30 protein-coding genes are annotated in these 25,211 nt (G+C 46.1%); 9 read left to right on the plus strand and 21 right to left on the minus strand.

Annotated features, from left to right (window positions below; translation table 11 throughout):
- From fabZ to rpsB, 12 genes are all read right to left on the minus strand, one after another.
- Nucleotides 1-453: a 3-hydroxyacyl-ACP dehydratase FabZ gene (gene fabZ / locus J2W69_RS18435; RefSeq protein WP_008900620.1), complete on the minus strand. Its 453-nt coding sequence runs from the start codon at nucleotides 451-453 to the stop codon at nucleotides 1-3.
- A 17-nt stretch (nucleotides 454-470) separates the two neighbouring features.
- On the minus strand, nucleotides 471-1,517 hold the full coding sequence (lpxD, locus tag J2W69_RS18440; protein ID WP_310281244.1) for a UDP-3-O-(3-hydroxymyristoyl)glucosamine N-acyltransferase: 1,047 nt from the start codon (nucleotides 1,515-1,517) through the stop codon (nucleotides 471-473).
- Nucleotides 1,517-2,035 (minus strand): OmpH/Skp family outer membrane protein, encoded by a 519-nt coding sequence (locus J2W69_RS18445; protein ID WP_008900622.1) that lies wholly within the window; start codon nucleotides 2,033-2,035, stop codon nucleotides 1,517-1,519. Before J2W69_RS18445 ends, lpxD begins: the two co-directional genes overlap by 1 nt.
- A 21-nt stretch (nucleotides 2,036-2,056) precedes the next feature.
- Complete coding sequence (gene bamA / locus J2W69_RS18450; protein WP_310281247.1) at nucleotides 2,057-4,552, minus strand: outer membrane protein assembly factor BamA; 2,496 nt, start codon at nucleotides 4,550-4,552, stop codon at nucleotides 2,057-2,059.
- A gap of 27 nt (nucleotides 4,553-4,579) precedes the next feature.
- Nucleotides 4,580-5,932, minus strand: coding sequence for a sigma E protease regulator RseP (rseP, locus tag J2W69_RS18455; protein WP_310281249.1), 1,353 nt, complete (start codon nucleotides 5,930-5,932; stop codon nucleotides 4,580-4,582).
- A complete protein-coding gene (ispC, locus tag J2W69_RS18460; protein ID WP_310281251.1) occupies nucleotides 5,932-7,125 on the minus strand; it encodes a 1-deoxy-D-xylulose-5-phosphate reductoisomerase in 1,194 nt (397 codons plus the stop codon). Before ispC ends, rseP begins: the two co-directional genes overlap by 1 nt.
- Nucleotides 7,125-7,988 carry a phosphatidate cytidylyltransferase gene (locus J2W69_RS18465; protein ID WP_310281253.1) on the minus strand — a complete coding sequence of 288 codons (864 nt, stop codon included), beginning with the start codon at nucleotides 7,986-7,988 and terminating at the stop codon, nucleotides 7,125-7,127. Before J2W69_RS18465 ends, ispC begins: the two co-directional genes overlap by 1 nt.
- Nucleotides 7,989-7,993: 5 nt before the next feature.
- The gene (gene uppS / locus J2W69_RS18470) at nucleotides 7,994-8,761 is read right to left on the minus strand and encodes a polyprenyl diphosphate synthase (protein WP_008900627.1); all 768 of its coding nucleotides are present in this window, start codon (nucleotides 8,759-8,761) and stop codon (nucleotides 7,994-7,996) included.
- Nucleotides 8,762-8,845: 84 nt separating this feature from the next.
- Nucleotides 8,846-9,403 (minus strand): ribosome recycling factor, encoded by a 558-nt coding sequence (frr, locus tag J2W69_RS18475; protein WP_310281256.1) that lies wholly within the window; start codon nucleotides 9,401-9,403, stop codon nucleotides 8,846-8,848.
- A 45-nt stretch (nucleotides 9,404-9,448) separates the two neighbouring features.
- Complete coding sequence (gene pyrH, locus J2W69_RS18480; RefSeq protein ID WP_008900629.1) at nucleotides 9,449-10,186, minus strand: UMP kinase; 738 nt, start codon at nucleotides 10,184-10,186, stop codon at nucleotides 9,449-9,451.
- A gap of 211 nt (nucleotides 10,187-10,397) precedes the next feature.
- Nucleotides 10,398-11,270, minus strand: coding sequence for a translation elongation factor Ts (gene tsf, locus J2W69_RS18485; protein WP_233009625.1), 873 nt, complete (start codon nucleotides 11,268-11,270; stop codon nucleotides 10,398-10,400).
- A 112-nt stretch (nucleotides 11,271-11,382) separates the two neighbouring features.
- The gene (rpsB, locus tag J2W69_RS18490; RefSeq protein WP_310281259.1) at nucleotides 11,383-12,111 is read right to left on the minus strand and encodes a 30S ribosomal protein S2; all 729 of its coding nucleotides are present in this window, start codon (nucleotides 12,109-12,111) and stop codon (nucleotides 11,383-11,385) included.
- A 241-nt stretch (nucleotides 12,112-12,352) separates the two neighbouring features.
- Between rpsB and map the strand changes: the two genes are divergently transcribed.
- From map to dapD, 3 genes are read left to right on the plus strand one after another with little or no spacing between them, the layout of a single operon-like run.
- A complete protein-coding gene (map, locus tag J2W69_RS18495; RefSeq protein ID WP_008900632.1) occupies nucleotides 12,353-13,144 on the plus strand; it encodes a type I methionyl aminopeptidase in 792 nt (263 codons plus the stop codon).
- A 47-nt stretch (nucleotides 13,145-13,191) separates the two neighbouring features.
- Nucleotides 13,192-15,816 carry a [protein-PII] uridylyltransferase gene (glnD, locus tag J2W69_RS18500; protein WP_310281262.1) on the plus strand — a complete coding sequence of 875 codons (2,625 nt, stop codon included), beginning with the start codon at nucleotides 13,192-13,194 and terminating at the stop codon, nucleotides 15,814-15,816.
- Between the two features lie 4 nt (nucleotides 15,817-15,820).
- Nucleotides 15,821-16,645 (plus strand): 2,3,4,5-tetrahydropyridine-2,6-dicarboxylate N-succinyltransferase, encoded by an 825-nt coding sequence (gene dapD / locus J2W69_RS18505; RefSeq protein WP_310281266.1) that lies wholly within the window; start codon nucleotides 15,821-15,823, stop codon nucleotides 16,643-16,645.
- A gap of 164 nt (nucleotides 16,646-16,809) precedes the next feature.
- Here dapD and J2W69_RS18510 read toward each other — a convergent pair whose 3' ends face one another.
- The 3 genes from J2W69_RS18510 to J2W69_RS18520 are packed head-to-tail and all read right to left on the minus strand — an operon-like array spanning nucleotide 16,810 to nucleotide 18,408.
- Complete coding sequence (locus tag J2W69_RS18510; RefSeq protein WP_310281268.1) at nucleotides 16,810-17,250, minus strand: flavodoxin; 441 nt, start codon at nucleotides 17,248-17,250, stop codon at nucleotides 16,810-16,812.
- A gap of 26 nt (nucleotides 17,251-17,276) precedes the next feature.
- Nucleotides 17,277-18,092 carry a tRNA pseudouridine(65) synthase TruC gene (gene truC, locus J2W69_RS18515; protein ID WP_310281272.1) on the minus strand — a complete coding sequence of 272 codons (816 nt, stop codon included), beginning with the start codon at nucleotides 18,090-18,092 and terminating at the stop codon, nucleotides 17,277-17,279.
- Nucleotides 18,067-18,408, minus strand: coding sequence for a YqcC family protein (locus tag J2W69_RS18520; RefSeq protein WP_310281275.1), 342 nt, complete (start codon nucleotides 18,406-18,408; stop codon nucleotides 18,067-18,069). The genes truC and J2W69_RS18520 overlap by 26 nt, the downstream gene beginning before the upstream one ends.
- A gap of 114 nt (nucleotides 18,409-18,522) precedes the next feature.
- Between J2W69_RS18520 and J2W69_RS18525 the strand changes: the two genes are divergently transcribed.
- Nucleotides 18,523-18,819: a DUF3301 domain-containing protein gene (locus J2W69_RS18525; protein ID WP_300928274.1), complete on the plus strand. Its 297-nt coding sequence runs from the start codon at nucleotides 18,523-18,525 to the stop codon at nucleotides 18,817-18,819.
- Here J2W69_RS18525 and J2W69_RS18530 read toward each other — a convergent pair.
- Nucleotides 18,816-19,136 carry an Mpo1-like protein gene (locus J2W69_RS18530; protein ID WP_310281278.1) on the minus strand — a complete coding sequence of 107 codons (321 nt, stop codon included), beginning with the start codon at nucleotides 19,134-19,136 and terminating at the stop codon, nucleotides 18,816-18,818. The two genes, J2W69_RS18525 and J2W69_RS18530, sit on opposite strands and share 4 nt — an antisense overlap.
- A 3-nt stretch (nucleotides 19,137-19,139) precedes the next feature.
- Nucleotides 19,140-19,802, minus strand: a complete 663-nt coding sequence (locus J2W69_RS18535) for a GNAT family N-acetyltransferase (RefSeq protein ID WP_310281279.1) — start codon at nucleotides 19,800-19,802, stop codon at nucleotides 19,140-19,142.
- A 120-nt stretch (nucleotides 19,803-19,922) separates the two neighbouring features.
- Between J2W69_RS18535 and J2W69_RS18540 the strand changes: the two genes are divergently transcribed.
- A complete protein-coding gene (locus tag J2W69_RS18540; protein ID WP_310281280.1) occupies nucleotides 19,923-20,153 on the plus strand; it encodes a DUF2789 domain-containing protein in 231 nt (76 codons plus the stop codon).
- A 57-nt stretch (nucleotides 20,154-20,210) separates the two neighbouring features.
- Here the strand turns inward: J2W69_RS18540 and J2W69_RS18545 are convergent, their stop codons facing one another.
- The gene (locus tag J2W69_RS18545) at nucleotides 20,211-20,579 is read right to left on the minus strand and encodes a DUF3192 domain-containing protein (RefSeq protein ID WP_310281282.1); all 369 of its coding nucleotides are present in this window, start codon (nucleotides 20,577-20,579) and stop codon (nucleotides 20,211-20,213) included.
- 154 nt (nucleotides 20,580-20,733) lie between these two features.
- Between J2W69_RS18545 and J2W69_RS18550 the strand changes: the two genes are divergently transcribed.
- Nucleotides 20,734-21,000, plus strand: coding sequence for a hypothetical protein (locus tag J2W69_RS18550; protein ID WP_310281284.1), 267 nt, complete (start codon nucleotides 20,734-20,736; stop codon nucleotides 20,998-21,000).
- A complete protein-coding gene (locus tag J2W69_RS18555) occupies nucleotides 21,000-21,776 on the plus strand; it encodes a Zn-ribbon-containing protein (RefSeq protein WP_310281286.1) in 777 nt (258 codons plus the stop codon). Before J2W69_RS18550 ends, J2W69_RS18555 begins: the two co-directional genes overlap by 1 nt.
- A gap of 8 nt (nucleotides 21,777-21,784) precedes the next feature.
- Here J2W69_RS18555 and syd read toward each other — a convergent pair whose 3' ends face one another.
- Nucleotides 21,785-22,312: a SecY-interacting protein gene (syd, locus tag J2W69_RS18560; RefSeq protein ID WP_310281288.1), complete on the minus strand. Its 528-nt coding sequence runs from the start codon at nucleotides 22,310-22,312 to the stop codon at nucleotides 21,785-21,787.
- 54 nt (nucleotides 22,313-22,366) lie between these two features.
- Between syd and queF the strand changes: the two genes are divergently transcribed.
- Nucleotides 22,367-23,206, plus strand: a complete 840-nt coding sequence (gene queF / locus J2W69_RS18565) for an NADPH-dependent 7-cyano-7-deazaguanine reductase QueF (protein ID WP_310281290.1) — start codon at nucleotides 22,367-22,369, stop codon at nucleotides 23,204-23,206.
- Nucleotides 23,207-23,395: 189 nt separating this feature from the next.
- On the opposite strand, the gene J2W69_RS18570 is transcribed toward queF, so the two are convergent.
- A complete protein-coding gene (locus J2W69_RS18570) occupies nucleotides 23,396-24,178 on the minus strand; it encodes an SDR family oxidoreductase (protein ID WP_310281291.1) in 783 nt (260 codons plus the stop codon).
- Nucleotides 24,175-24,501, minus strand: coding sequence for a nuclear transport factor 2 family protein (locus J2W69_RS18575; protein WP_310281293.1), 327 nt, complete (start codon nucleotides 24,499-24,501; stop codon nucleotides 24,175-24,177). Before J2W69_RS18575 ends, J2W69_RS18570 begins: the two co-directional genes overlap by 4 nt.
- Before the next feature lie 98 nt (nucleotides 24,502-24,599).
- Here J2W69_RS18575 and J2W69_RS18580 point away from each other — a divergent pair, with 98 nt between their 5' ends.
- On the plus strand, nucleotides 24,600-25,139 hold the full coding sequence (locus J2W69_RS18580; RefSeq protein WP_310281296.1) for a LysR family transcriptional regulator: 540 nt from the start codon (nucleotides 24,600-24,602) through the stop codon (nucleotides 25,137-25,139).
- The last annotated feature ends 72 nt before the right edge of the window (nucleotides 25,140-25,211 follow it).

The raw sequence follows: 25,211 nt of genomic DNA on the forward strand, positions 1-25,211 counted from the left end.
TTAAAGCTCTCTTCTGGCACACATCAGTTCAGCACAACACACAACCTGGCCATCCACTTTGGCTTCACCATAAAACTTCCACAAATTACGACGTTCTTTTAAAAATTTCACTTCCAGCACCAGTTGATCACCTGGTACCACTGGTTTTTTAAAACGTGCTTCGTCTATGGCAGCAAATAAATACAACTCGTTTTCTGAGCGTTCAGTCACTGTCTTAAAACCTAAAATGCCTGTGGCCTGAGCCAGAGCTTCCAAAATTAACACGCCGGGAAAAATAGGCATATTAGGGAAGTGACCGGTAAAAATTGGTTCGTTAATAGTGACATTTTTGATAGCTGTTAATGATTCGCCAGGAGTGTAATCCAACACTCTGTCGATCATTAAAAATGGATAGCGGTGTGGCAGCAAGGCCATGATTTCCTGTATTTCAAGGATATTCAATTGGTTAGCCAAAGTGAACCTCTTATATTTTATTCGTCTTTTGAAGGCGGCAGGGACAAAGCGGCCATTTGCTGCTCAAGTTCCCGTAGTTTTTGATACATCTGGTCCAGTTGACGAAACCGGACGCTATTTTTCCGCCATTCCAGATTAGTGCTGGCCGGAGTACCGGATGAATAGATACCTTTTTCGGTAATAGATTTAATAATCATCGACATGCCGGTGATTTGCACACCATCACAAATTTCCATATGACCATTAATAGCGCAAGCACCACCAATAATACAATAACGGCCAATTTTAGTGCTGCCGGCCACAACTGTGCAACCTGCAATGGCCGTGTGATCGCCAATCTGCACGTTGTGAGCAATTTGTACCTGATTGTCCAGAATCACGTTTCTGCCAATCACTGTGTCGCCTAAAGCGCCGCGGTCTATGGTGGTATTGGCGCCCACTTCAGTATCGTCCCCTATGATGACAGTACCGACCTGAGGAATTTTTAACCAGTTGCCACGTTCATTGGCAAAACCAAAACCATCTGCACCTATCACAGCACCGCTATGGATCAGACAATTTTTACCCAGCCTTACGCCATGGTAAAAGGTGACGTTAGGCCAGACCTTACACTGTTCACCTATCTGAACCTGTTCGCCAATAAAACAACCAGCGCCAATTTGGGTATTTTCACCTATCACAGCGCCAGCGGAAATGACCACGTTGGGGCCTATTACGACTGAATCAGGCACTGTAGCTGAAGGGTCTATCACTATATTCTGCCCCCGCCCATAAGCGGCAGCAGGTGTTGAATCTAATAACTGAGCTATTTTGGCAAAAGCCACATAAGGGTCATTCACTATCAGTGCATTGACCGGACAATAGCTTTGATCATCTGCTTTAATCAGCACAGCACCAGCTTGAGTGGACTGCAAAAATTTGCGGTACTTGCTGTTGGATAAAAAGCTGATCTGATGACTTGTTGCATCTTCCAAAGTACCAACGGCACTAATCAGTGCCGTGGCGTCTCCAACTAGCTGAGCATTTAGCTGCTCAGCTATAAAGGCCAGAGTAAGCTTTGCCATTATTTGGCTTTGCTCACCTGAGCTACAACAGCATTAGAGATGTCATATTCAGGCTTAACAAACACACCAGCCTGAGCACTTAAGATCAGGTCGTAGTTGTCTTTTTTCGCAAGAGCGTCAATGGCAGTTTTCACTAAAGCCATCAGCTTGTTACGCTCTTCGGCCTGACGATTACGGTAGTCTTCATCCAAAGGACGAGCTAACTGCTCGTAGCTGCGCATTTGCTTTTCCATTTCGTCTTGCAGATCTTTTTTCTGCTTGTCGTTCATGGTCGCGCCATCACGCTTTAATTTTTCCTGATTAAAAGCGATGTCTTTCTCCAGCTTTTGCACTGCAGCAATACGGCCTTCGAACTCAGCTTTTAATGTATTTTGAATAGTGGTGGTCTGAGGTAACTGAGCAACAATAGCTTGCACATCCACTAAACCAATTTTCATTTCTTTTGCCGCAGCAGTACCAGCCATCAACAGGCCAGCCATCAATACCAATGCAGTTTTTGCTAAGCTTTGCTTAAACATGTGTTTCCCTTTCCCATAAAATTAGAATGTAGTACCAATATTGAAACTAAAGTTCTCTTGCTCATCACCCTCTTCTTTGCGGATGACTTTCGCCAAACTGAATGTCAATGGACCCATAGGCGAAATCCATTGCACTGACACACCAGCCGAAACACGAATTAAACCAGCGTCAGAGTAATCAAGTAGCGGTGGGCTGTTGAATCCCTGGCTATTAGCCGGACTTAAATTCTTGTAACGACTAAGGTCAAACTCTGTGTCCCAGACGTTACCCGCATCCACAAACAAGCTGGTGCGTATCTGGTTCACATAATCCTCACCAACAAAAGGTGTTGGTGTGATTAACTCAAGGGTAGCAATTGCCATAGCATTACCACCCGTTGACCGTGGAGACACTAAGTAAGTGTCGAAGTTCGGAGCAGTAGGTAACCCATTGACAGGTCTGCCAACAGGATCAGGCAATCCAGGCACTGTGGTTATGGTACGGTAAATCGCATGTGGACCTACAATACGGGCTTCAAAACCACGTAAATTCTGACCACCTGCATAAAAGTTATCGGTAAATGGCAAAGTATAATCATAACCATCTTTATCACCGTAACCATTACCATAACCCAGTTCCAGCTTGCTTAAGAATGACCAGCGATGATCATTGCTCAGCGGGATATAGTTACGAGCCGAGAAAGTAGTCTTGTAATACTGCAAATCTGAGTTTGGTGTGGTCACACGGCCACTTAATACCATCTCATGACCTGCAGTAGGAAATAAACCACGGTTTAAGGTGCTTTGGATCCAACTGGCAATCAGCTCGTAGTTGGTAAACTTATAACCGCCATCCGGGTCGTTTTTATCTACAAGCACAGCTCTGAAATGACGCAACTGGTCGTATTCAGATAAGGAGTTAATTTCATTCACGGCATAGTTGGTACCGAAGTTTAGTCTGTTGTATTCATTGATCGGATAACCCACTGAAGCGCCAAAACCATAACGTTTTTGTTTATAAGCTTCTAAGTTAGACGACAAACTGGAGTAGTCCGTATCCGAATAAAATACCTGGCCACCTAAACTGATTGCATCCAGCGTGAAATAAGGGTCAGTGACAGACAACTGAATTTGTCTATTGTATTTGTTGGTACTTAAGCTGATACCAGCAGAATTCCCTGTACCAAAGAAGTTTTGCTGCTCAACACCGATCTGGAATGATAAACCCTGGAAGTCACCATAGGAAATACCGGCATTAAAGTTACCCGAAGGCTGTTCTTTAATTTTGTAAGTGACGTCTACTTTGTCATCCACACCTGGCACTTCTTTGGTTTCAAAACTTACTTTCTCTATATAAGATAATCGTTGAATACGGTCTTTTGACAATTCCAGCGCATCATTGGATAACCAGGCGCCTTCCATTTGTCGGATTTCACGGCGTATCACTTCATCTTTAGTTGACGCATTACCTGTAACGTCAAGACGACGCACATAAACACGTTTACCCGGGTCAACACTGATGGTCAAAGCAACTTCTTTGGTATCGTCATCAATATTTGGAATAGTCCGGACTTTAGAGTTGGCGTAACCAAAACGTGCCAGTAACCTGGCAATGCTTTCTTCGGTGTAAGTCACCAAAGCACCGTTATACAACTGACCCGCTTTTAAAGGTAACAACGCCTTGATAAAAGCGTCCTGACCAATTAAATCACCGACAAAATCAACATCAGTAATAGTGTATTGCTCACCTTCGGTCACGTTCAGAGTCACGTAGACAGAGGTTTTATCCGTGCTGACTGACACCTGATTGGCATCAATGTTAAAACGCAGGTAACCACGGTCTAAGTAGTAACTGCGAATTTTTTCGAAGTCACCCTGTAAGGTTTGCTTCTGGTAACGATCTGAAGATAAAAAGCGCCACCATGGCAAATCGTATTTGGACTCGATATTTTTCAGCAACTCGTCGTCACCGAATATCTCGTTACCTACAATATTGATCTGACGAACAGAGGCAGCGTCACCTTCTTCAAACTCGATTTTCAGGTTGACCCTGTTGCGAGGCAGGTAGGTCACCTTCACTTCAACTTCAGCGTTGTATTTACCTACGCCGTGGTAAAACTCTGTTAAACCGTTTTCAACTTCTTTGATTACGGTTTTATCTAAAGGCTCACCCACTATAATTTTTTGACCCATTAAACTTTCGTTCAACTGGTCTTCTTTGATGTCTTTGTTGCCATCAAACTCAATGTTGTTGATGGTTGGACGCTCTTTTAAGCGATAAATAACAGCGTTGCCATCACGAAACACCTGAATGTCGTCAAAATGGCCAGCCGCATACAGACTTTTAATACTGCGTGATAAAGTCGCATCTGTGATGGTATCGCCGATATTAAACGGCAAATTATTTAATGCTGCACCAAGCGCAACACGCTGCAAGCCTTCAACCTGAATGTCTTGCACAGTAAATGATTGTTCAGCGAGCACCGAGTTACTTAAACCAGCAAGTAACATCGCAGCTACTAATCGTTTAATTGTCATTGTTTTGGACTACTTTTGATTAGTTTATTACAAACGAGAAATATCGTTGAGCAGCGCAATTCCCATTAATGTCAGCAGCAACAGAGCTCCGATCCGGAAACCCAGCTCCTGCGCCTTCTCAGAGACAGGTTTGCCGCGTATTAGTTCCAGCACAAGATACATTAAATGGCCACCATCCAAAATAGGCAGAGGCAGTAAATTTATCACCCCAAGGTTGACGCTAATCAGTGCTAAAAAGGAGATAAAGGCGATCAAGCCAATATCTGCGCTGCTTCCAGCGCCTTGCGCTATCGAAATTGGTCCGCTTAAATGTTTGACAGAAATATCACCAAAAATGAATTTTCCAATCATAGAGAAGCTTAATCGTACCAATTGCCAAGTCTTTTCTACCCCAACCCAGGCCGCCTGTACAGGGCCATATTGCTGAGTGAACAATAAATGTTCAGGCCAGGGCAATACTTTGGGACTGACACCAAGATAACCCTGATGAAAACCATCTGCTGTTTCACGGCTTTGTGGGGTCACCAGAATATCCATCGACTGGCCTGCACGTTCAATACCAAACAGCAAGGGTCGTTCCGGACTATTCTGAACCAGACTTACCACAGAATTCCAGTCAGATACGGTTTTGCCATCAACAGAAAGCAGTTTGTCACCCAACTGCAAGCCCGCGGCTTGTGCTGCTGAGTCAGGCTGGATTTGACTGATTTCATTCAGCACCTCTGGTCTTAATGGCTCCAAGCCTAAACTGCCAAATACGCTTTGTGTATCAGGGTCAAACACCCATTGGGTTAAATCCAGTTGATAACTCTGGTCGCTGCCTTCCAGTTGCTGCACCGTAATATCAACAACTGAACTGCCCACCTGTTCCACCAGCAACAAACTGACAGCACGCCAGTCTTCGGCCTTTTCACCATTGACTGCAACAATCTGAGCATTTGACGGCACACCAGCTTTAGCGGCAATAGATTCAGCCGTAACCTGGCCTATCATCGGCTTGATATTGGGCACACCTATCAGGTACATGCCCCATAACAGCAAGATGGCAAACAGGAAATTAGCTATGGGGCCCGCCGCAATAATAGCCATACGTTGCCAGACCGTTTTGCTGTTAAAGCTCAAATTTTTGTGTTGAGGTAATACAGGATCAACCCGCTCGTCCAGCATGCGGACATAACCGCCTAAAGGGATCATCGCAATGACAAACTCTGTACCTTGTTTGTCACGCCAGCGGTAAAGTGCTTTGCCAAAACCTATAGAAAAGCGTTTTACTAACACATTATTTTTACGTGCCACCCAGAAATGGCCAAACTCATGCACTGTGACCAGTAAGCCAATAGCGACCACAAAACTGATTAAATTCCAGACAAAACCCGACATTAACTCACCTTTTTCAGTTGGTCTTGCATGTATATTCTTGCTTCTTGGTCCAGAGCCAGAATGCTTTCTAAATCAGGCGCTTTTATAGTGGCAAAACGCTCCAATGCTTTTTCGTTTAATAGTGCTATATCGGTAAACCGAATTTGCCCTGCCAAAAATGCGGCCACTGTCATTTCATTTGCTGCATTTAATGCTGTTGTTGCGCCCTGACCATAACCACAGGCTGCTATGGCCAAATATAAATTCGGGTAACGCCCAGGTTCTGGTCTGGAGAAGCTAAAGTCGACCAGTTCGAAGAAGTTCAGCGGTTTTACTTGGGTTTGAATACGTTTTGGGAAAGCCAAAGCATGAGCTATAGGAGTGCGCATGTCAGGCTGGCCTAATTGTGCCAGTACAGAACCGTCTGTGTATTGCACCATTGAATGGATAATACTCTGAGGGTGGATCACCACCTGAATATCGTCAGCGGCACAGTTAAACAACCAGCGGGCTTCAATAAACTCCAGACCTTTATTCATCATAGTGGCGCTATCGACAGAGATTTTCTGTCCCATCACCCAGTTTGGATGTGCCACAGCCTGAGCTGGCGTAATGCTTGCGAACTCTGTCAGCTCTTTACGTAAAAATGGACCACCACTGCCTGTCAGCAATAGCTTACTGATACCGTAATCAGACAATTTCTGGGTTGCAGTGTTCTGTTGTAATGCAGAAGGTAAACATTGAAAAATGGCATTATGTTCGCTGTCTATTGGCAATAAAGTAGCACCATGATGTTGCACTTTATTGATAAAAAGCTCGCCACTCATCACCAGCGCTTCTTTGTTCGCAAGTAATACAGTTTTGCCTTGTTCGACGGCAGCTAATGTAGGCAATAAACCTGCAGCGCCAACAATAGCGGCCATCACAATATCGGCGTCAGTATGGGCAGCTAAATCACAAAGCGCCCCAATACCAGCCCAGACTTCTGTACTAAGCCCGGCATCTTTGACCAGCTGTTTTAATTTATTTGCTGCCTGTAAGTCCGTCATCACGGCATAACGTGGCTTAAACTGCTGAATTTGGGCGAACAGCTTTTCAACCTGAGTTGCACCTGTCAACCCAAGCACCTGATAGTCATCCGGGTGCAGTGCCACAACATCTAAAGTGCTGCAGCCAATGGAACCCGTAGCGCCCAGGATCACGAGCGTCCGCATTACGCGAAACCTCCAATCAGAGCCACTAATACAGCATAAAGTGGCGCTGTGGCCGTCAGGCTGTCAATACGGTCTAATATGCCGCCATGACCAGGAATAATGGAGCCGCTATCTTTTAAGCCTGCCACACGTTTAAACATACTTTCGCTTAAATCACCGAAAACTGATAACACCGTCAGTACTAAAGCCGCCAGATACCAGGTGGCAACCTCTTCTGGAAAACCATGGTAATAAGCCACAGCAGTCACCAGCAGCATAACAAAGCCAACACCACCTAACATACCCTCCAGGGTTTTTCCCGGACTGACAGCTGGCAATAGTTTACGTTTGCCAAAAGGTTTGCCAATAAAATAGCCACCTATATCAGCAGCCCAAACCAAACCCAACAACAAACAAATCAACCAGGCACCTGTGTAGCTGGATTGATGAAAATCAACAGAACGTATCAATAACAAGGCGGTCCAGGCAGGAACCAAAGTCAGCCAGCCCATCAAAGCACGACGAATATTGCCTTTAGCCCAGCTTTGGCTGCTACGTGGGTAACTTAATACCAAAAGTACAGCAATCAGCCACCAGACCACGCCCAGGGCCAATAAGCTGTTGCTCAGTACATCCATTTGAAATGGCCAGTACCTTGTATCTGGTAACTGCCAATAAATCAGTGCCATGCTTGCTGCAATCACAGTAACAAAAGTGTATTGGCTGGCTTTGGTGCTGTAGCCACAAAACAGACTCCACTCCCAGGCGCCAATCAGAAAAGCAGCAGCAATAAAAATAGCGAAATAGTGTAAAGGAAGAAAAAAAACTGCGGCTAACGCTAAAGGCGCCATGATCAGGGCTGTAATAACTCGTTGCTTAAACAAATTGGTTATCCTTGTATCGGACGCATTGCCAGCTCACGGATTTGTGCTCCGGTACAACCAAAACGCCGTTCTCTGCTGGCGTAGGTTGCCAAAGCTTCCGAAAACACCTGATCATCAAAGTCAGGCCATAAAGTTTCGGTAAACCATAACTCAGCATAAGCAGCTTGCCACAACAAAAAGTTACTGATGCGTACATCACCACCGGTACGGATCATCAGATCCAGTTCCGGCTGGTCGTGCATTTGCATGCAGCCTGATAACAATTGTTCGTCAATCTGTGCAGCAGTCATTTCACCATCAGCTACTTTTTGAGCTAATTGCTGTGCCGCCTGCACTATGTCCCAGCGTCCGCCGTAATTAGCGGCAACATTCAGGGTCAAAGCTGTATTTTGAGCTGTAAGCTGTTGCGCCTCTTTAATATGTTGTTTGAGTTTGTCGCTAAAAGGAGACAAGTCTCCAATAATATTCAGCCGTACATTATTCTTATGTAGGGTTTTCACTTCCTGCTGTAACACCAGTAAAAACAGTTGCATCAAACCACTGACTTCGTCTTCAGGCCGACGCCAGTTTTCACTGCTAAAAGCAAATAAGGTAAGAGACTGGATGCCTAATTTACGGCAAAAGCTCACAGCACGACGCACTGCGTCAACGCCTTTTTTATGACCCCATACCCGGGGTCTGCCTTGCCGTTCAGCCCAGCGTCCGTTGCCGTCCATGATAATGGCGACATGTTGTGGCAACGCGTTTTGTAACGCGGTTTGCACTTCTGTCATCTGAATCTGACCTTGTCACAATAATAAAAAACGCCGCGAAGTATACCCTACACGGCGCTGTTTCCCTAATCAGGGCTGGGTTGATTAAACTTCCATCAACTCTTTTTCTTTGTCAGCTAAAACCTCGTCAACCTTCTTTACAAAGGCGTCAGTCAGCTTCTGAACTTCGTCTGCGGCTTTACGCTCATCGTCTTCACCAATTTCTTTATCTTTTAATAAAGATTTCAGTTCAGCATTAGCGTCACGACGAATGTTGCGCACCGCAACACGGGCACCTTCAGCTTCGTTACGCACTACTTTGACTAAGTCACGACGACGCTCTTCAGTCAGTGCAGGCAAAGGCACACGAATAGTAGTACCAGCGCTCATTGGGTTTAACCCCAAATCTGACTGCATAATGGCTTTTTCAACAGGCTGAACCAGAGTTTTATCAAACACACTGATGCTCAGAGTACGGGCGTCTTCCACCGACACGTTAGCAACCTGGCGTAATGGGGTGTTCGCACCGTAATAAGACACCTGAATGCCGTCTAATAAACTTGGATGAGCACGGCCGGTACGGATTTTTGACAATTGGCTTTTCAGCGCATCAACGCTTTTTTCCATCCGGGTTTTGCTGTCTTTGAGAATATCGTTAATCACTTTGGCTATTCCTTTTTTTGCTACACCAAAAAAGTGGCAGTTAGTTTACTGTAATTTTTCAGCGTGGTCGATCACTGTGCCTTCTTCTTCACCCAGCACCACACGTTTCAGTGCGCCAGGTGTATTCATATTGAATACACGAATTTGCATATTATGGTCGCGAGCCAGCGTAAATGCGGCTAAATCCATAACTTTTAATTCTTTTTCCAGTACTTCTGTATAGCTCAACTTGCTATACAGTGTTGCTGTAGGGTCTTTCACCGGGTCCGCTGAATAGACACCATCTACTTTAGTGGCTTTTAAAACCGCATCGGCTTCAATCTCAATGCCACGTAAACAGGCTGCTGAATCTGTCGTGAAAAACGGGTTACCAGTACCGGCAGAGAAAATCACCACACGGCCAGACTTTAACAGACTAATGGCTTCGGCCCAGCTGTAATTGTCACATACACCATTTAAAGGGATGGCAGACATCAAACGGGCGTTCACAAAAGCACGGTGCAGCGCATCACGCATTGCCAGACCGTTCATCACTGTAGCTAACATACCCATATGGTCACCGACCACGCGGTTCATACCCGCTTTGGCCAGGCCTTCACCACGGAAAATATTGCCACCACCTATCACTATGGCGACTTGAATACCTAATTCAACCAGCTCTTTGATTTCCTGAGCCATCCGATCCAACACTTTTGGATCTATGCCAAAGCCTTCTTCACCCATCAGGGCTTCACCACTGAGTTTTAATAAAATTCTTCTATAGGCGAGTTTTGGATTGCTCATGTGGTCCTCTTTAATCTGGAAGGTATAACCTTGCTGTTGGTCAATTTTATATACATGGGCTTATACAACAAACCCGACATACTGTACATCGTCGAAAAATTGCTCCTGCATTTTCGACGTACCGTACATCCTGTACATAAAAAAAACCGCGACAGACGAAGGTCAGGTCGCGGTTATTCTAGCTGGTTTCAAAGCATTGCTAAAGCGTAAATTACTTCTTAGCAGCAGCGATTTGAGCAGCAACTTCAGCAGCGAAATCAGTTTCAGCTTTTTCGATGCCTTCACCAACTTCTAAACGGATGTAGCTAACAGCTTTAGCACCGTTTTGCTTCAGGAATTCACCAGTAGTGATTGAAGGATCTTTTACGAACATCTGGCCAGTTAAAGAAACTTCACCAGTGAACTTGGTCATACGACCAGCAACCATCTTCTCTGCGATTTCTTTTGGCTTGCCGCTGTTGATAGCGATTTCGATCTGGATTTCCTGCTCTTTCGCAACAACTTCAGCTGGCACTGACTCTGGAGTCAGGAATGAAGGGTTGTTAGCAGCAACGTGCATAGCAACGTCTTTAGCGATATCTTCGTTACCGCCTTCCAGTACCACTAACACGCCGATACGGCCTGAGTGAGTGTACTGACCAATCACGTCACCCTGAACTACAGAGATACGACGGATGTTGATGTTTTCACCGATTTTAGTCACCAGTGTAGCGCGTGCTTCTTCAACTGTAGTGTCACCCAGCTTCGCAGCAGACAGCTCTTCAACAGTGAACAGCTTGTTGGCGTGAGCCAGATCAGCAGCAGCGTTAGAGAAAGCCAGGAAGCTTGCGTCACGACCTACGAAATCTGTTTCACAGTTAAATTCGATTGCAACAGCGTAACCGTTACCAACGCGAGTGATTACAGTACCTTCAGCAGCAATACGGCCAGCTTTCTTGGCAGCTTTAGCCTGACCGTTTTTGCGCATTAATTCGATTGCGCCTTCGATGTCACCTGCAGTTTCTTCTAAAGCTTTTTTGCAGTCCATCATGCCAGCGCCAGTGCGCTCGCGTAATTCTTTTACCATACCGGCAGTTACAGCCATGGGGAGTTCCTCGCAAAATTTTTTCGTGGACAAACAGGGGCAATTTAACTGCCCCTGTAAGTTTAAACTTGCTTTATGTAGCCTTGGTTACAAGGCTACAGAGACAATGCAATTACTCAGCAGCTACGAAGTTTTCAGATTCAGCCTGAACTTCGATGTTTTTGCTGCGGCCTTCAGTGATGGCCTGATTTACTGCGGCCAGGTATAACTGGATAGCGCGGATAGCGTCATCGTTACCTGGGATCACATAGTCAACACCTTTCGGATCAGAGTTAGTATCAACGATAGATACAACAGGGATGCCCAGGTTGTTGGCTTCTTTAATTGCAATGTGTTCGTGGTCGGCGTCGATCACAAACAGAACATCAGGCAAGCCGCCCATGTCTTTGATACCGCCTAAGCTTTTTTCCAGCTTGTCCATTTCACGGGTACGGTCTAAAGCTTCTTTTTTAGTCAGCTTGTCGAAAGTACCGTCCTGGCTTTGAGATTCCAGGTCTTTTAAACGCTTGATAGACTGGCGAACAGTTTTCCAGTTAGTCAGCATGCCACCTAACCAACGGTGGTTTACATAGTACTGGTCAACTTGAGAAGCAGCTTCTTTGATCGCTTCAGAGGCAGCGCGCTTAGTACCAACAAACAGGATTTTGCCTTTTTTAGCAGCAACAGACTGAATGAAAGACAGAGCATCGTTCATCATAGGAACAGTTTGTTCCAGGTTGATGATATGAACACGGTTACGAGCGCCGAAAATGAATGGCTTCATTTTTGGGTTCCAGTAACGTGTTTGGTGACCGAAATGTACGCCCGCCTGGAGCATATCGCGCATAGAAACTTTTGCCATTATAAATATTCCTTAGTAATGGGGTTGGGCCTCCATACACCCCATAAAACCGACCGAAACTCAATGAGTTACAGCACCCCGGATTATGTGTCGATGTATGTGTGTTGTTTAGTTAATTGCAGTTTTAATCTGCGTTTTGCGTTTTTAGCAGAATCTGATTTGCCAAATCGCGGCGCGCTTTATACCATAGACACCCTTGAAACACAATGAAATGTGTATTTTTACAGCAGAGAGAGATGGCATGGCCGCGATTATTAAAACAGCAGATCAGATCGAAAAAATGCGTGTGGCAGGCAAATTAGCAGCCGAAGTATTAGAGATGATTGAGCCATACGTCAAAGCCGGTGTCACCACCGAAGAGCTGAACACCATTTGCCACAACTATATTGTGGATGTGCAGCAAGCTATCCCTGCCCCACTGAATTACCACGGCTTTCCCAAATCCATCTGTACTTCAGTCAATCAGGTGATTTGCCATGGTATTCCGTCTGCGGAGAAAAAGCTCAAAGAAGGCGACATTATCAATATAGATATCACTGTGATTAAAGATGGTTTTCACGGTGATACCTCAAAAATGTTTGTTATTGGCAAACCCAGCATTCTGGCGGACCGTTTAATTCGTGTGACACAGGAATGTCTGTATATGGGCATTCGTAAAGTGAAGAACGGCGCCCGTTTAGGTGATATTGGTTTTGTTATTCAGCAACATGCCGAAAAACACAGCTACTCAGTAGTGCGTGAATACTGTGGTCATGGCATAGGTCAGGTGTTCCATGAAGACCCACAAGTGCTGCATTATGGCCGCCCGGGCACAGGCGATACGCTAAAAACCGGTATGTGTTTAACCATAGAGCCAATGATCAACGCAGGTGAGCGTCATAGCAAATTGTTAAAAGACGGCTGGACGGTTGTAACTAAAGATCGTAGTTTATCAGCGCAGTTTGAACACACTATTGTCGTCACAGAAACTGGCTGCGAAATTTTAACTCTGAGATCCGACGACACCATAGAACGAATAGTTACGGCCGAATAAGTCGGGTTCAGACTAAAGGCGGCCGTTTAAGATTTGAGGTAAAGCAAATGAACATGGCTCTGGCGTTTAATAAGTCTTTACCTGGTTTATGTACTCTTGATAGTTATAAAAAACATTTTGTCGAGTTTAACGACTGGCTGAAACATGCCTTTGAGCATCAGACAGTGGGCAGTCTGGTCAAAGCCCGCGCCCGTTTTATCGACGAGGTGCTGGTGTCCTTATGGCAGCATTTTGATCTGCATAAACATAAAAAAATCAGTCTGATAGCCGTAGGTGGTTATGGCCGGGGTGAATTGCACCCCTGCTCTGATATCGACTTATTACTGCTGACAGACAGCCGGCTGGATAACACGCAAAAAGAACAAATCAGCCAGTTTATTACCCTGCTGTGGGACTTACGTTTAGAAGTGGGTCACAGTGTACGCAGCGTCAAAGAATCTGTCAGCCTGGGCAAAGAAGACATCACTATAGCCACCAACCTGATGGAAATGCGCCTGCTGACGGGTAGTAAAGAGCTGTTTGATGAGCTGCAGCTGCAGGTTTGTAAAGACAGTTTCTGGACGTCTCAGGCATTTTTTCAGGCCAAACGTGATGAGCAACAACAACGTCATGCCCAATACCACGGCACCGCCTACAACTTAGAGCCGAATTTAAAAGCCAACCCTGGTGGTTTACGTGATATTCAAACCATAGGCTGGGTGGCAAAAAAACACTTTAATACCAGAACCATGCGTGAACTGGTGGCTTATCAATACCTGACCGAAGATGAATATCAGGAGCTGATGGAGTGTGAAGCTTATTTGTGGCAAATGCGTTTTGCTTTGCACGTAGAATCTGGCCGTAACGAAAACCGTATTTTGTTTGACTATCAGCCAGCCGTCGCCAAACGTTTAGGTTTTGGTGATGACGGCAAAGCGTCCGTTGAGCGCATGATGAAGCGGTTTTTCCAGACGGTGCAACGGGTGACTGAGCTAAACGATATGCTGCTGCAGCATTTTGACGGCAGTATTCTTAACAGCCAAAGCAAGCTGAAACAGCAAAAGTTGGATGACTTTTTTGAGCTGACAGGTCATTTAATCCGCGCCACCGACAATGCCGTTTTTGCCCGTCGTGAAAATATCCTGCGTCTGTTCTGGCATATAGCGAACAACTCCAATATCACTGGCATTCACTCTGACACTATTCGTTTATTACGTTTAGTCAGGCGCCGTCTGATGGGCGACTTGCAGGATTATGAAGCCTGTCGTCAGCTGTTTATGAGCATTATCCGCCATCCACGTGGCATGGACAGAGCCATTACATTGATGCATCGCCACGGTATTCTGGCTTCCTATTTACCGGCCTGGCGCAATATTGTTGGTCAGATGCAGTTCGATTTGTTCCATGCTTATACAGTGGATGAACACACTCACCGTGTGCTGAAAAACTTATACCGTTACTCACAAGCAGGTTTCGAAAACGAATTTCCACTGTGCACCGACATAGTTAAACGCATGGAAAAACCGGAGATTTTATATCTGGCTGGTATTTTCCATGATATTGCCAAAGGCAGAGGTGGTGATCACTCAGAACTTGGCTCCCTTGATGCACGTGAATTTGGCAAGCTGCATAAACTAAGTGACTTTGACAGCAAACTGCTGGCCTGGCTGGTCGAAAGTCATTTATTAATGTCAGTGACAGCGCAGCGTCGTGATATTCACGACCCGGCAGTCATTGCTGAATTTGCCGATAAAGTGCGGGACGAAACCCGGCTGAATTACCTCTATTGCCTGACCTTGGCCGATATTCGCGCCACTAATGACAATTTATGGAATGACTGGAAAGGCTCGTTATTACGTGAACTTTATTTAGGCACACAAAAAGCTTTCCGCCGTGGCCTCGAAAAGCCAATGGATTTACGCGATTTGATTCGCGAAAATCAGGCCGAAGCCATGAAACTGTTGCAAAAACAAGGCTTTAGCGAACAAGAGGTGCTGCAGTTGTGGGGCCGGATCAAAGCGGATTATTTTGCCCGCTATAACCCTAAACAAATTGTCTGGCACTGCGAACATATTCTGCGTCATAAAGATCCGTTAGAACCTTTAGTGCTGGTGGATAAAACACCGTTTCGCGGCAGCACTCAGGTTTTTATCTATACACCGGATCAGGACAACTTATTTGCCCATTTAGTGGCAGCTCTGGACAGCAAAAAGGTCAACATTTTTGACGCCCAAATCATGACCAACAAAGACGGTTATGCCATGGATACCTTTGTGGTGCTGGAGCAAAATGGTGAGCCTGTTACTTCGCCTTCACGCTTACAAAGCCTGAAGCGGGCACTGGAAACTTATATTAGCGGCAAACCGGAGCTGTCACGCGGTAAACCCCGTTTATCCCGTCAGATGCGGCCCTTTAATATAGCGCCCAAAGTGGTGTTTATTCCGGGAGCTAATAAACATCGTACTATGGTGGAAATTACCGCCTTAGATATGCCGGGATTGCTGGCTGATATAGGTTCGGTATTTCAGCAGTGTGAAATCAGTATTCACGCTGCCAAAATCACCACTATAGGCGAAAAAGCCGAAGACTTTTTTATGATTTCAACGAGACAGGATCAGGCGCTTGATGCTGATCAACAATCACAATTGCGCCGTGTTCTTGTCGAACAATTAACTCATGTGACAGAGGGATAAAGTTTTGTCAGATTTAAAATCCATTATCGAAGCCGCGTTTGAACAACGTGCATCCATTACTCCGGCCACAGTCACTGCAGAAGTGAAAGCGGCAGTGACTGCTGCTATTGAACTTTTGGACAGCGGCAAAGCCCGTGTTGCCGAAAAAGTAGCAGGCGAATGGGTCACGCACCAGTGGCTGAAAAAAGCCGTGTTATTATCCTTCCGTATCAATGACAATCAGGTGATGGACGGCGCAGAAAACCGTTTCTTCGATAAAGTACCGATGAAATTTGCCGACTACACGCACGAGCGTTTTGTGGCTGAAGGTGTGCGTGTTGTACCTCCTGCCGCAGTACGTAAAGGCAGTTTTATCGATAAAAACGTGGTGCTGATGCCTTCATACGTCAATATCGGCGCTTATGTAGGTGAAGGCACTATGGTGGATACATGGGCAACAGTAGGCTCCTGTGCTCAGATTGGTAAAAACGTACATTTATCAGGTGGCGTAGGCATTGGTGGTGTATTAGAACCACTGCAAGCCAACCCAACCATTATTGAAGACAACTGTTTTATCGGTGCCCGCTCTGAAGTAGTGGAAGGCGTGATTATCGAAGAAGGCGCTGTGCTTTCTATGGGTGTGTATATCAGCCAGTCGACCCGTATTTACGACCGTGAAACCGGCGAAATCAGCTATGGCCGAGTGCCTGCAGGCGCAGTAGTAGTGCCAGGTTCTATTCCATCAAAAGATGGTACACACAGCCTGTACGCCGCTATTATCGTCAAAAAAGTAGATGCCCAGACCCGGGCTAAAGTAGGGATAAACGCTCTGCTGCGCAGCATCGACTAAAAGCCTTCATACTTGAAGCTGCCGCTTCGTTGACCGCACTCTTTCGCCCCAGTCACATAGGTTAACTATGCTCCTGGGGCCTCTCTCGTTTGTCGCCTTGCTGCAACTCCAATTATTTTGGCTTTGCGTTGGCGAAAGCGAAAACACAAACTCCAAAGTTGAAATTAAAACTGCTGTTCTATCCAGGGTAAAGCTATATCTTCTGCCTGTAAGGTTTCGCCTGCATCAATCTCTAAGGCCGGTGCTAACGCTGTGCCTTGTAATTCTGCCAATAATTCAGAGAATTGCTTACCAGCACCACAAAAGGTATCGCCATAACCGCTGTCCCCCAAACAAATCACAGCGTAGTGTTTGCCTGTTAATAATGGGAATCTGTCTTTTACGTCGATAAAAAATGGCAGCAAGTTATCCGGAATATCGCCCTGCCCTGTGGTGGAGGTGATCACCAACCAGATATCAGGCGCAAAAGCTAATACATCATTGAGTTTAGGTTCGGCATTTAACTGAGTACTATAACCTTTGCCTTGTAAAATTTTTTCCGCTTCTTCGGCAACAAATTGAGCACCGCCGTATACCGTGCCCACCATAATAGCTACTTTTTTCATACATCCTCTGCTTTATAACTGTCATTTTATAGCGGCGTCAAAACACTAAGCTCTGACTGCTCAAAAAAATTGCTGTACCAGCTGTCATCCGCAGGCCAACTGAATTCTGTAAATAACTGTTCTACTTCACCAAGCGGTGCTTCGATCACTAAATCGATACCTGTCACCGGATGTTTTAATTCCAGTCGCTTGGCAACCAGCAACAATCTGTGGCTATTAAAATGCTCGGCAAATAAGCGGTTGTGTTTGCCTTCACCATGAGTAGTGTCTCCCACTATTGGATGGCGTAAGTGCGATAAATGCCGGCGCAGCTGATGCTTCCGCCCCGTTAAAGGCTGCAACGCGACCAGGGAATAACGTGCCACCGGATATTTACCTATAGCTATGGGCAACTCCACCTGGGCCAAAGGCCATAAAGCCGTCACAGCTTCCTGCTTGTCTTTGTCCTGACTGGCGAGTTTGTCGGCTATTTTATCCAGTTGCTCTTTTAACGGATAATCCAAAATGCCCGCTTGTTTAACAAAGCCGCGGCAAACCGCCAGATAAAACTTGCGCCAGTGCTGCTCTGTTAACTGTTCTGTCAGTAAACGGGCAACATCGGCAGATAACGCAAATAACAACACACCAGAGGTGGGTCTGTCGAGCCGGTGTACTGGAAACACATGCTGACCTATCTGGTTACGCAAGGTTTGCATCACAAATACAGTTTCGTGTCGGTCTAAAAAAGAGCGATGCACCAGCATGCCAGCAGGTTTATCGATCGCTACCAGATACTGATCCTGGTATAAAATCGTCAGTACAGGAACTGCTATTAACTCAGGCTCTGGCACTACTTTGCTCACGTTTACCACTTAATAATTCATCCAAATCCGCAATACGATTAATCAGCAACAAAGTACGATGATCTAAATGTTTAAACGCCTCTTCGGCCATAGGGCAGACCGCAATTTGTTGCGGCAAAGGCAAACGCCCTTCCACTAAAGCACGCATACGCGGTAAAAATACAAACTGCAGCCAGTTTTCCAATGGCATGGTATCGCAAAAAAATGGCGCTGTGCTTTGCATAGCTTCAACACTGGGTGCAGTTAAGGTCCAAAGCCCGCAAGACTTTAACTCTGCCTCAATCTGATTTAGCAATATGGCGACCTGGGTATACATTATTCTGCTCGTCCGGCGAAAATTCCGGTTGATTTTATCACAGCCAACACCAGACCCGCCTTGCAAAAACACCTGCCCGTCGCCATTATGCTTGTTCATAACAAAGGAGTCGTGATGGATTTTGTCTGGTTATTATTGTTAGGTATGGCTTTTGTCTATGCGTTTTTACTGCAACGTAAGCAGGATGAAACAGCTGTGAAGCTCGCCAAACATCTGTGTAAGCAACAGGAATTACAGTTTCTGGAATGCGCCAGAGGCAAACATCAGTTTTCAAAACTGGATAACAGATGGCGCTGGTTTACCAGCTATCAGGTAGATTTTAGTGGCGATGGCGAAAGTCGGTATCAAGCCGAATTACGTTTATCCGGCCTGCGTTACCTGAGTTTTCAATTGCCACCCTACAGAGTTTAAGGCAACTGCTGTAATTTCTGCTCCAGCTTTCCGGTCAGAAAATCCTTATACATCACCCAATCCGCTGCCAGACTATAAAAGGGATATTTAAAGGTGGCGGGTTTATTATGTTCAAACTTAAAGTGGCCAACCCATGCAAAACCATAACCAGCCACTAACATCAGCCACCAGTAACTCCATAAGCCTGTAACTAACAAAGTGGCCAAAATCGCCAGCACTAAAGTAGAGCCTATGTAATGCAAAAGGCGACAAACTGGATTTTTATGTTCAGATAAATAATAGGGATAAAACTCAGAAAAACTACGAAAGCCAGACATCTGTTATGACTCCACCAACGTTAAAGGGCTACTTTGCCTTGGTCTGAACATTAAAGTACCTTTGACTTTGCTGAAACTCAACTCTGTGACCTGCTGATAATGATCCGAACTAAAAAAAGCTTTGTTTTTATCCAGAGTCACAAAAACGCCAATGCCCAAAGAAGCCGGATTTTGTTCTACTATTGAATCCACGGCATGCATTAAATAATGGCCTAAACCCAGATGCTGATACTTGGGAGCAATAGCGATAAAAGCCAGCATATGGTAATGCTTTACCGGCATAGCTGCATGAATTCGTTGTTCTTTTTCCAATAGCTGTTTGGTTGAGACAAAACCTGCAGTCAGTAACATTTTTAGCCGCCAATGCCAGAATCTGTCACCACTCAATTTAGAACCTGGTTCTGTAACACAAGCCACACCTAACAACTGCTGATCAATAAAAATACCTATCACAGGTTGCTCTTCCTGCCAGAACACATTCAGCTCTTCACGGATGGCCGCTCTTAAGCGTTGTTCATAGTCACCTTTGTCAGATTGAAAAATATCCATAAAGACTGGATCGTCGTGATAAGACTGATACAACAAAGAAGCTGCTATTTTCAGTTCATCGGGGGTTAACAACTGTGCTTTAAGCTGGCTAAGATCAAGAGCAGGTTGGTTTGGCATCATATGTCCCTGTTATTTATTGTAGTTTGAGTATCAACATAGCAGCGAAGAGACGGATTGCCAATGCGTCGGCCCGATCAACCAACTATAGTAAACAGAACACAACAGAGGGATTTCATTATGGATATGACCACTCACGATATGGCCACTTTATTTGCTCAGCTTGGTTTGGAGAATAGCCCTTCCGCCATCACAGCTTTTATCGCCAATCATAAACTTCCCGCAGAATTATCTTTATCTGAAGCTGCTTTCTGGACAGAGGCTCAGGCAAACTTTCTTAAAGAAAACTGGAGGCAGGACGCTGACTGGTGTGCTGTGATTGATCAGTTAAATGTGCAGTTAAGGCATTAGGCCGCTGATAAAGGGAAGTGCAGCCGTAGTGGCAACACTTCCCTGGTCCGGGGATTGTTACAGCTGGCGATAGGCTTTTTCACCCCAACCAGTTAACACAGCGTTTTTAAATACCAACGGAGTGCATTCATCTTTAGTGGTTTCACCGTCGCTATGCTGGTGATGAGTGCGGTAAAACAGCACTACAGTTTCGTTGTCGCCTTCTCGGAACGACTCACTGAAATCAGGTGTGCCTAACTGACCACGCACTGAATCTAATGCAGTGCCCAAATTTAACTGGCTGATCACCTGATTATTTAATTTTTGCGCCTTTTTCCAGGACGAATTATTGCTGCTGCTATTCTCGTCCTTGCCACCTATAGCCACAACACAACCAGATAATGCCATCATGGCTGTAGCTACTGTTAATACCTTTAAATAGTTCATTGCTTGTCCTTAGAGTTTTAACTTGTTGATAGCCAAAAGCAAAACTGGGGCCAACTTTTAAAATCATTACAAAACAACAACTTAAAAAATCACACTAGTGATGAAAGCAATTTAGGTGGTAAATTTCACTAAAATTTAGCGAAATAAGAAAATAATGGAACAACTTAGCCAACAAGTCGCAAAAATTGCTGCTCAACTGCAGCAAGAAGGTAAAGAACCCAGTCTGGCTTTAGTTAAAGCCCGTTTAGGCATAGCCACTATGAGCCCGGCTTTATTACAGGCCTATCAGGCCTGGCGTAATGGGGTTGTTAGTGTACCAAACACTGCTGAGCCGCTGAGTGAACAGCCTTCAGATCTGCAGGCAGATCTGGCACGCATTGAAGCCAAACTTGATTTGATTATCAAAAAGCTGGGGATCTGATGTTAGTTGCAGAGCTGGAATTTAAAATTATTGCCGACACCAGCTTTGACCAGGCGGAACAGGGTATTCGCCGCTATCTGGAAAAGTTGATTTTTCAGGGCCAAATTTTAGGCCGTGAATTCCCGACTTACCAGGCCAAAGACAGTTTTTTCAGCCGTGTCGTCTTGCCACAAGCTGATGCTTTGGATAAAAAATCGCACAGCACAGCTGGCCTCAGTGCTTTAGAGCAACTGCAACAGGTGGGGTTAAGTTATCCCAAGCTGACGGTTCTTGGCGATGATTTAATGTCAAATCATACCGACCCCTGCCCCAGTCACTCTGCTTTGATTTTATTTTGTAGTTTTTCTGCCACCAACTCGGTGCTGTACTGCGCTGAACATTTTGCCCCTGTGCCTTTGTATCAAGCAGGCAGAAGCAGTGGTGAAGATTTTGAGCCCTTAGTACGTTGGCAATTGCAGTATCAGGCGCTGGATGAAATTCAGATGCAGGAAACAAGAGTGCTGTTTAAAAGTGCAGAACAAAGTGTGCAGGGTTTTTACAGTGGCCTAAACCAACAAGGTTATAAACAGGCCAAAGCGCTGAGCAAAGAGCTGAACAAGCCGGTTTATTATTATCTGTACAGTGGCAGCAGTGCCGACTGTGCAACTGAAGCAGAGAAAAAATGCCCTTGTTGTGGCGCAGACTGGAAATTAGCTCAGAGCTGGCATGGCCTGTTTGATTTTTGCTGTGAACCTTGCCAACTGATATCGAATATAGCTTTTGACTGTCAGCCTTAAGACTTGGATCAGAAACTTAGCTGCTGTAAAAAAGTGGCTAAGTCCGGTGCCAGCAGGTCTTTAACTTCCATACCTACTTTTTCCAGATACACTTCGCCTGTCGCCACTAACACTGAAATTAAATAATCGTCGTGATCGGTGGCGGCAATAAATACAGTTTCACGCTGCTTTAAGCGTCTTTTCATCAGAATATGCGCGATGATATTTTGCTGCAGCCGCTCAAAATCGGCCTGATGCCAGCTCATCAACAGCTCCAGCTCTCCCCTTTCGTGCTGAACCTTTAAACCGCCACCAAAATAGCTGGTGTAAAACTCTGTTAATTGTTCAGGAAATTCCAGCTCCAAAGCATGCTGAGTTTTAGCTAAATCTAATTTGGGTTCAGCTTTCACCGGACGCCAATGCACTTCACCGTCCACCACATCACCATACTGACAAGGGGAATGATGTTCAGGGTCAAGCCAACTGAGAAGTGTCGGATGTTGTTTTTGATAAGACTCTACAAATTGTGCAAATTGCTGATGGAATTGGCCCGGCATGGTGATTCGCTTCTGTGCTAAAATTGCCGCCATTCTAACTTGGTTGTTGGTGTTATGACAAAAATACAAACAGAACAATTATCTGGGCTGACCTTAGGCCAGGCCACTGCTTATATTGATCACTACAGTCCTGAGTTATTACAGGCTGTGCCACGCACTTTAGGTCGTCAGGCCATAGGTTTAGGCGAAGAACTGCCTTTTGTTGGTCAGGATACCTGGCACGGCTACGAGTTGTCATGGCTGAGCCCTAAAGGTAAACCTATGGTGGCTTTAGCTACTTTTGTGGTGCCTTTTAATACGCCGAATCTGATTGAGTCGAAATCTTTTAAACTGTATTTAAACAGCTTAAATCAAACTAAATTTGCCGATATCAGTCAGTTATACCGCACTATGAAAACTGATTTATCAGCCTGCGCCGGTGGCCCTGTGCAAGTGACTCTGCATAACGTCAATGAGCTGACCGCCTTTCAACCCACCTGGTTGCCAGGCCGTTGCATCGATGATTTGGATATTGAAGTTGAGCATTACGACTACAAACCAGAACTGCTGCAACTAAACCCTACAGGCGCTTTGGTGGATGAAAAGCTGCATTCGCATTTGCTGAAATCCAACTGCTTAATCACCTCCCAACCCGACTGGGCAAGTGTTTATATTCATTACAAAGGTAAGGCGATTGATCATGCTTCTTTATTGAAGTATCTGATTAGCTTCAGAAGCCATAATGAATTTCACGAACAATGTGTAGAGCGGATTTATCTGGATTTATGGAATTTGTGCCAGCCAGAATTTCTAATGGTATACGCCCGCTACACCAGAAGAGGCGGCCTGGATATCAACCCACTACGCAGCACCGAACCTTGTGACCAGCCAAATTTGCGGTTAACACGGCAGTGATTGATGTGGGGGTAGGTTTTATTGCCCCCCAAAGTGACGCTCAGAGTTTCTCGACTGTCTCAATGACAGTTTGTAAGTGGGCAATTTGTGGATCACGTTCGTGAAACCAGACTACAAAAGCACGACTTACAAGATTGAAGAGTGGCAAGCCCCAGGGCTTGCCATCGAGTAGCCGCAAGCGGTTGTCGGCTATAGGGTGGGAACTGTGCCGCCGTCGATTCTATACTCTGCCCCAGCGATAGAAGCGGATCGTGGGGATGCCAGGAAGGCAATTAAATCGGCAACCTCGTTTGGCTTGGCTGGTCGGCCTAACGGGATCCCACCCAGCCAGTCCATAATGAGTTTCTTGCCACCCTCGTAGTCCGTTCCGGCCTCGGCAGCCATCCGCTTTGCGAATACTACGGAAGCCTCGGTCTCAATCCACCCCGGAGCAACGCTCAGCACACGAACTCCCTTTGGCGTCACCTCTCTTGCCAGCGACTTGCTATAGGTAGTGAGAGCACCCTTGGCCGCGGCGTACGCGGTAGTGGACTCGGGCAGAGGCAACACGCGCTGGATGGAGCTAACGTGGATGATGACACCCGAACCTTGCTCCAGCATTGTTGGCAGAAGTGCACGATCCAAGCGTACTGCAGGCATCAGGTTCAGATTCAACTCGGCGAACCAGTGCTCATCACTAATGGCAGCGAAACCACCACCGGGAGTCTTTGAACCACCAAGCACGTTGATCAAGATATCTACACCACCCCAATCCTGCAGGACGGTCTGAGCAAGATGACTCACACCTTCCGCAGTTGACAGATCGGCAGCTACGTAGGTTACCCCCTCTACCGGCTGTGCTGGCAAAGTGCGCGCGGATGTCGCCACCCGGGCACCAGCCTCCACAAGAGTTTTCACGACTGCAGCGCCAAGGCCCAGCGTGCCGCCGGTAACAACTGCCCGAAGGCCATTCAGATGAAGGTCGAAGCTCATACTGTTATCTCCAGTGATGCGATCAGGCCGCGTTCCAGGCGAAAGCGGTAGGACAGAACGATCGGGCTGCCAGGGAAATTGCCGCTGACGTTGGCGCGGACGAGTTGGAAGCCGTCCTCCCGCTCAATGGCGAACGGCACGCTCGTCGCACTGTACTTAGCCGATGCCTCGGCCATAAAGGTCTTGATGGCGTTGATCCCCCTGTAGGTGTGACCGACGTCCTTCATGACGGCTTGCGCCGTGAAGCAATGCGCCAAGGCCTCAGGGTTGTGTTCGGCCGCAAAATACGCGGCAATTGGTTCGGGCAAAGTTAAAGCTGACATGATGAACTCCTTGGTTGGGAAAGTTCACAATATGCTCCCTTGCATTACATTAGTGAATACAACACAATCAGGATGGGTTATGTAGGGAATTATATATAATGCGTGGATCCGATTTTGCTGAGCTAAAGGCCTTCGTAGCGGTCGTAGAGCGTCAGAGCTTTGCCAGAGCGGCAGAGCATCTGGGCCTATCGCCTTCCGCTCTAAGCCAAACCATTCGACAGCTGGAAGGCCGCATCGGCGCACGTCTTCTGAATCGCACTACCCGAAGTGTTGCACCATCGGCAAGTGGCGAACTGCTCTATATGCGTATAGCTCCATTGTTTCGGGAGATGACAGATGCTGTCGCTGAAGTCAGTGAGGCAACGGGACAGGTGAGCGGCACACTTCGCATCAACACGCTGGGGATCGCTGCGAGAACTATCATTGCCCCCAGGCTTGCACGCTTCCATCAAGTACACCCTGACGTGATTCTCGACATAGTTGTCGACGACTCGCTGACTGATATTGTCGCTGGCCGCTTTGATGCAGGCATTCGCGTTGGTGGAAAGCTGGAGAAAGACATGGTTGCCGTCCGCCTCACACCAGACCTGAACATGGTTGCTGTAGCATCCCCGGTGTTACCAACAATGCAAAACTGATCCACTCCAACAATTGAAATCTGATCCACTTGTTTTCACTATGGTGCCTTTTCGGAGGCACTTTGATCACAA

Source organism: Rheinheimera soli, assembly GCF_031457405.1.
In the GTDB taxonomy this organism is placed as follows: Bacteria; Pseudomonadota; Gammaproteobacteria; order Enterobacterales; family Alteromonadaceae; genus Pararheinheimera; species Pararheinheimera soli_A.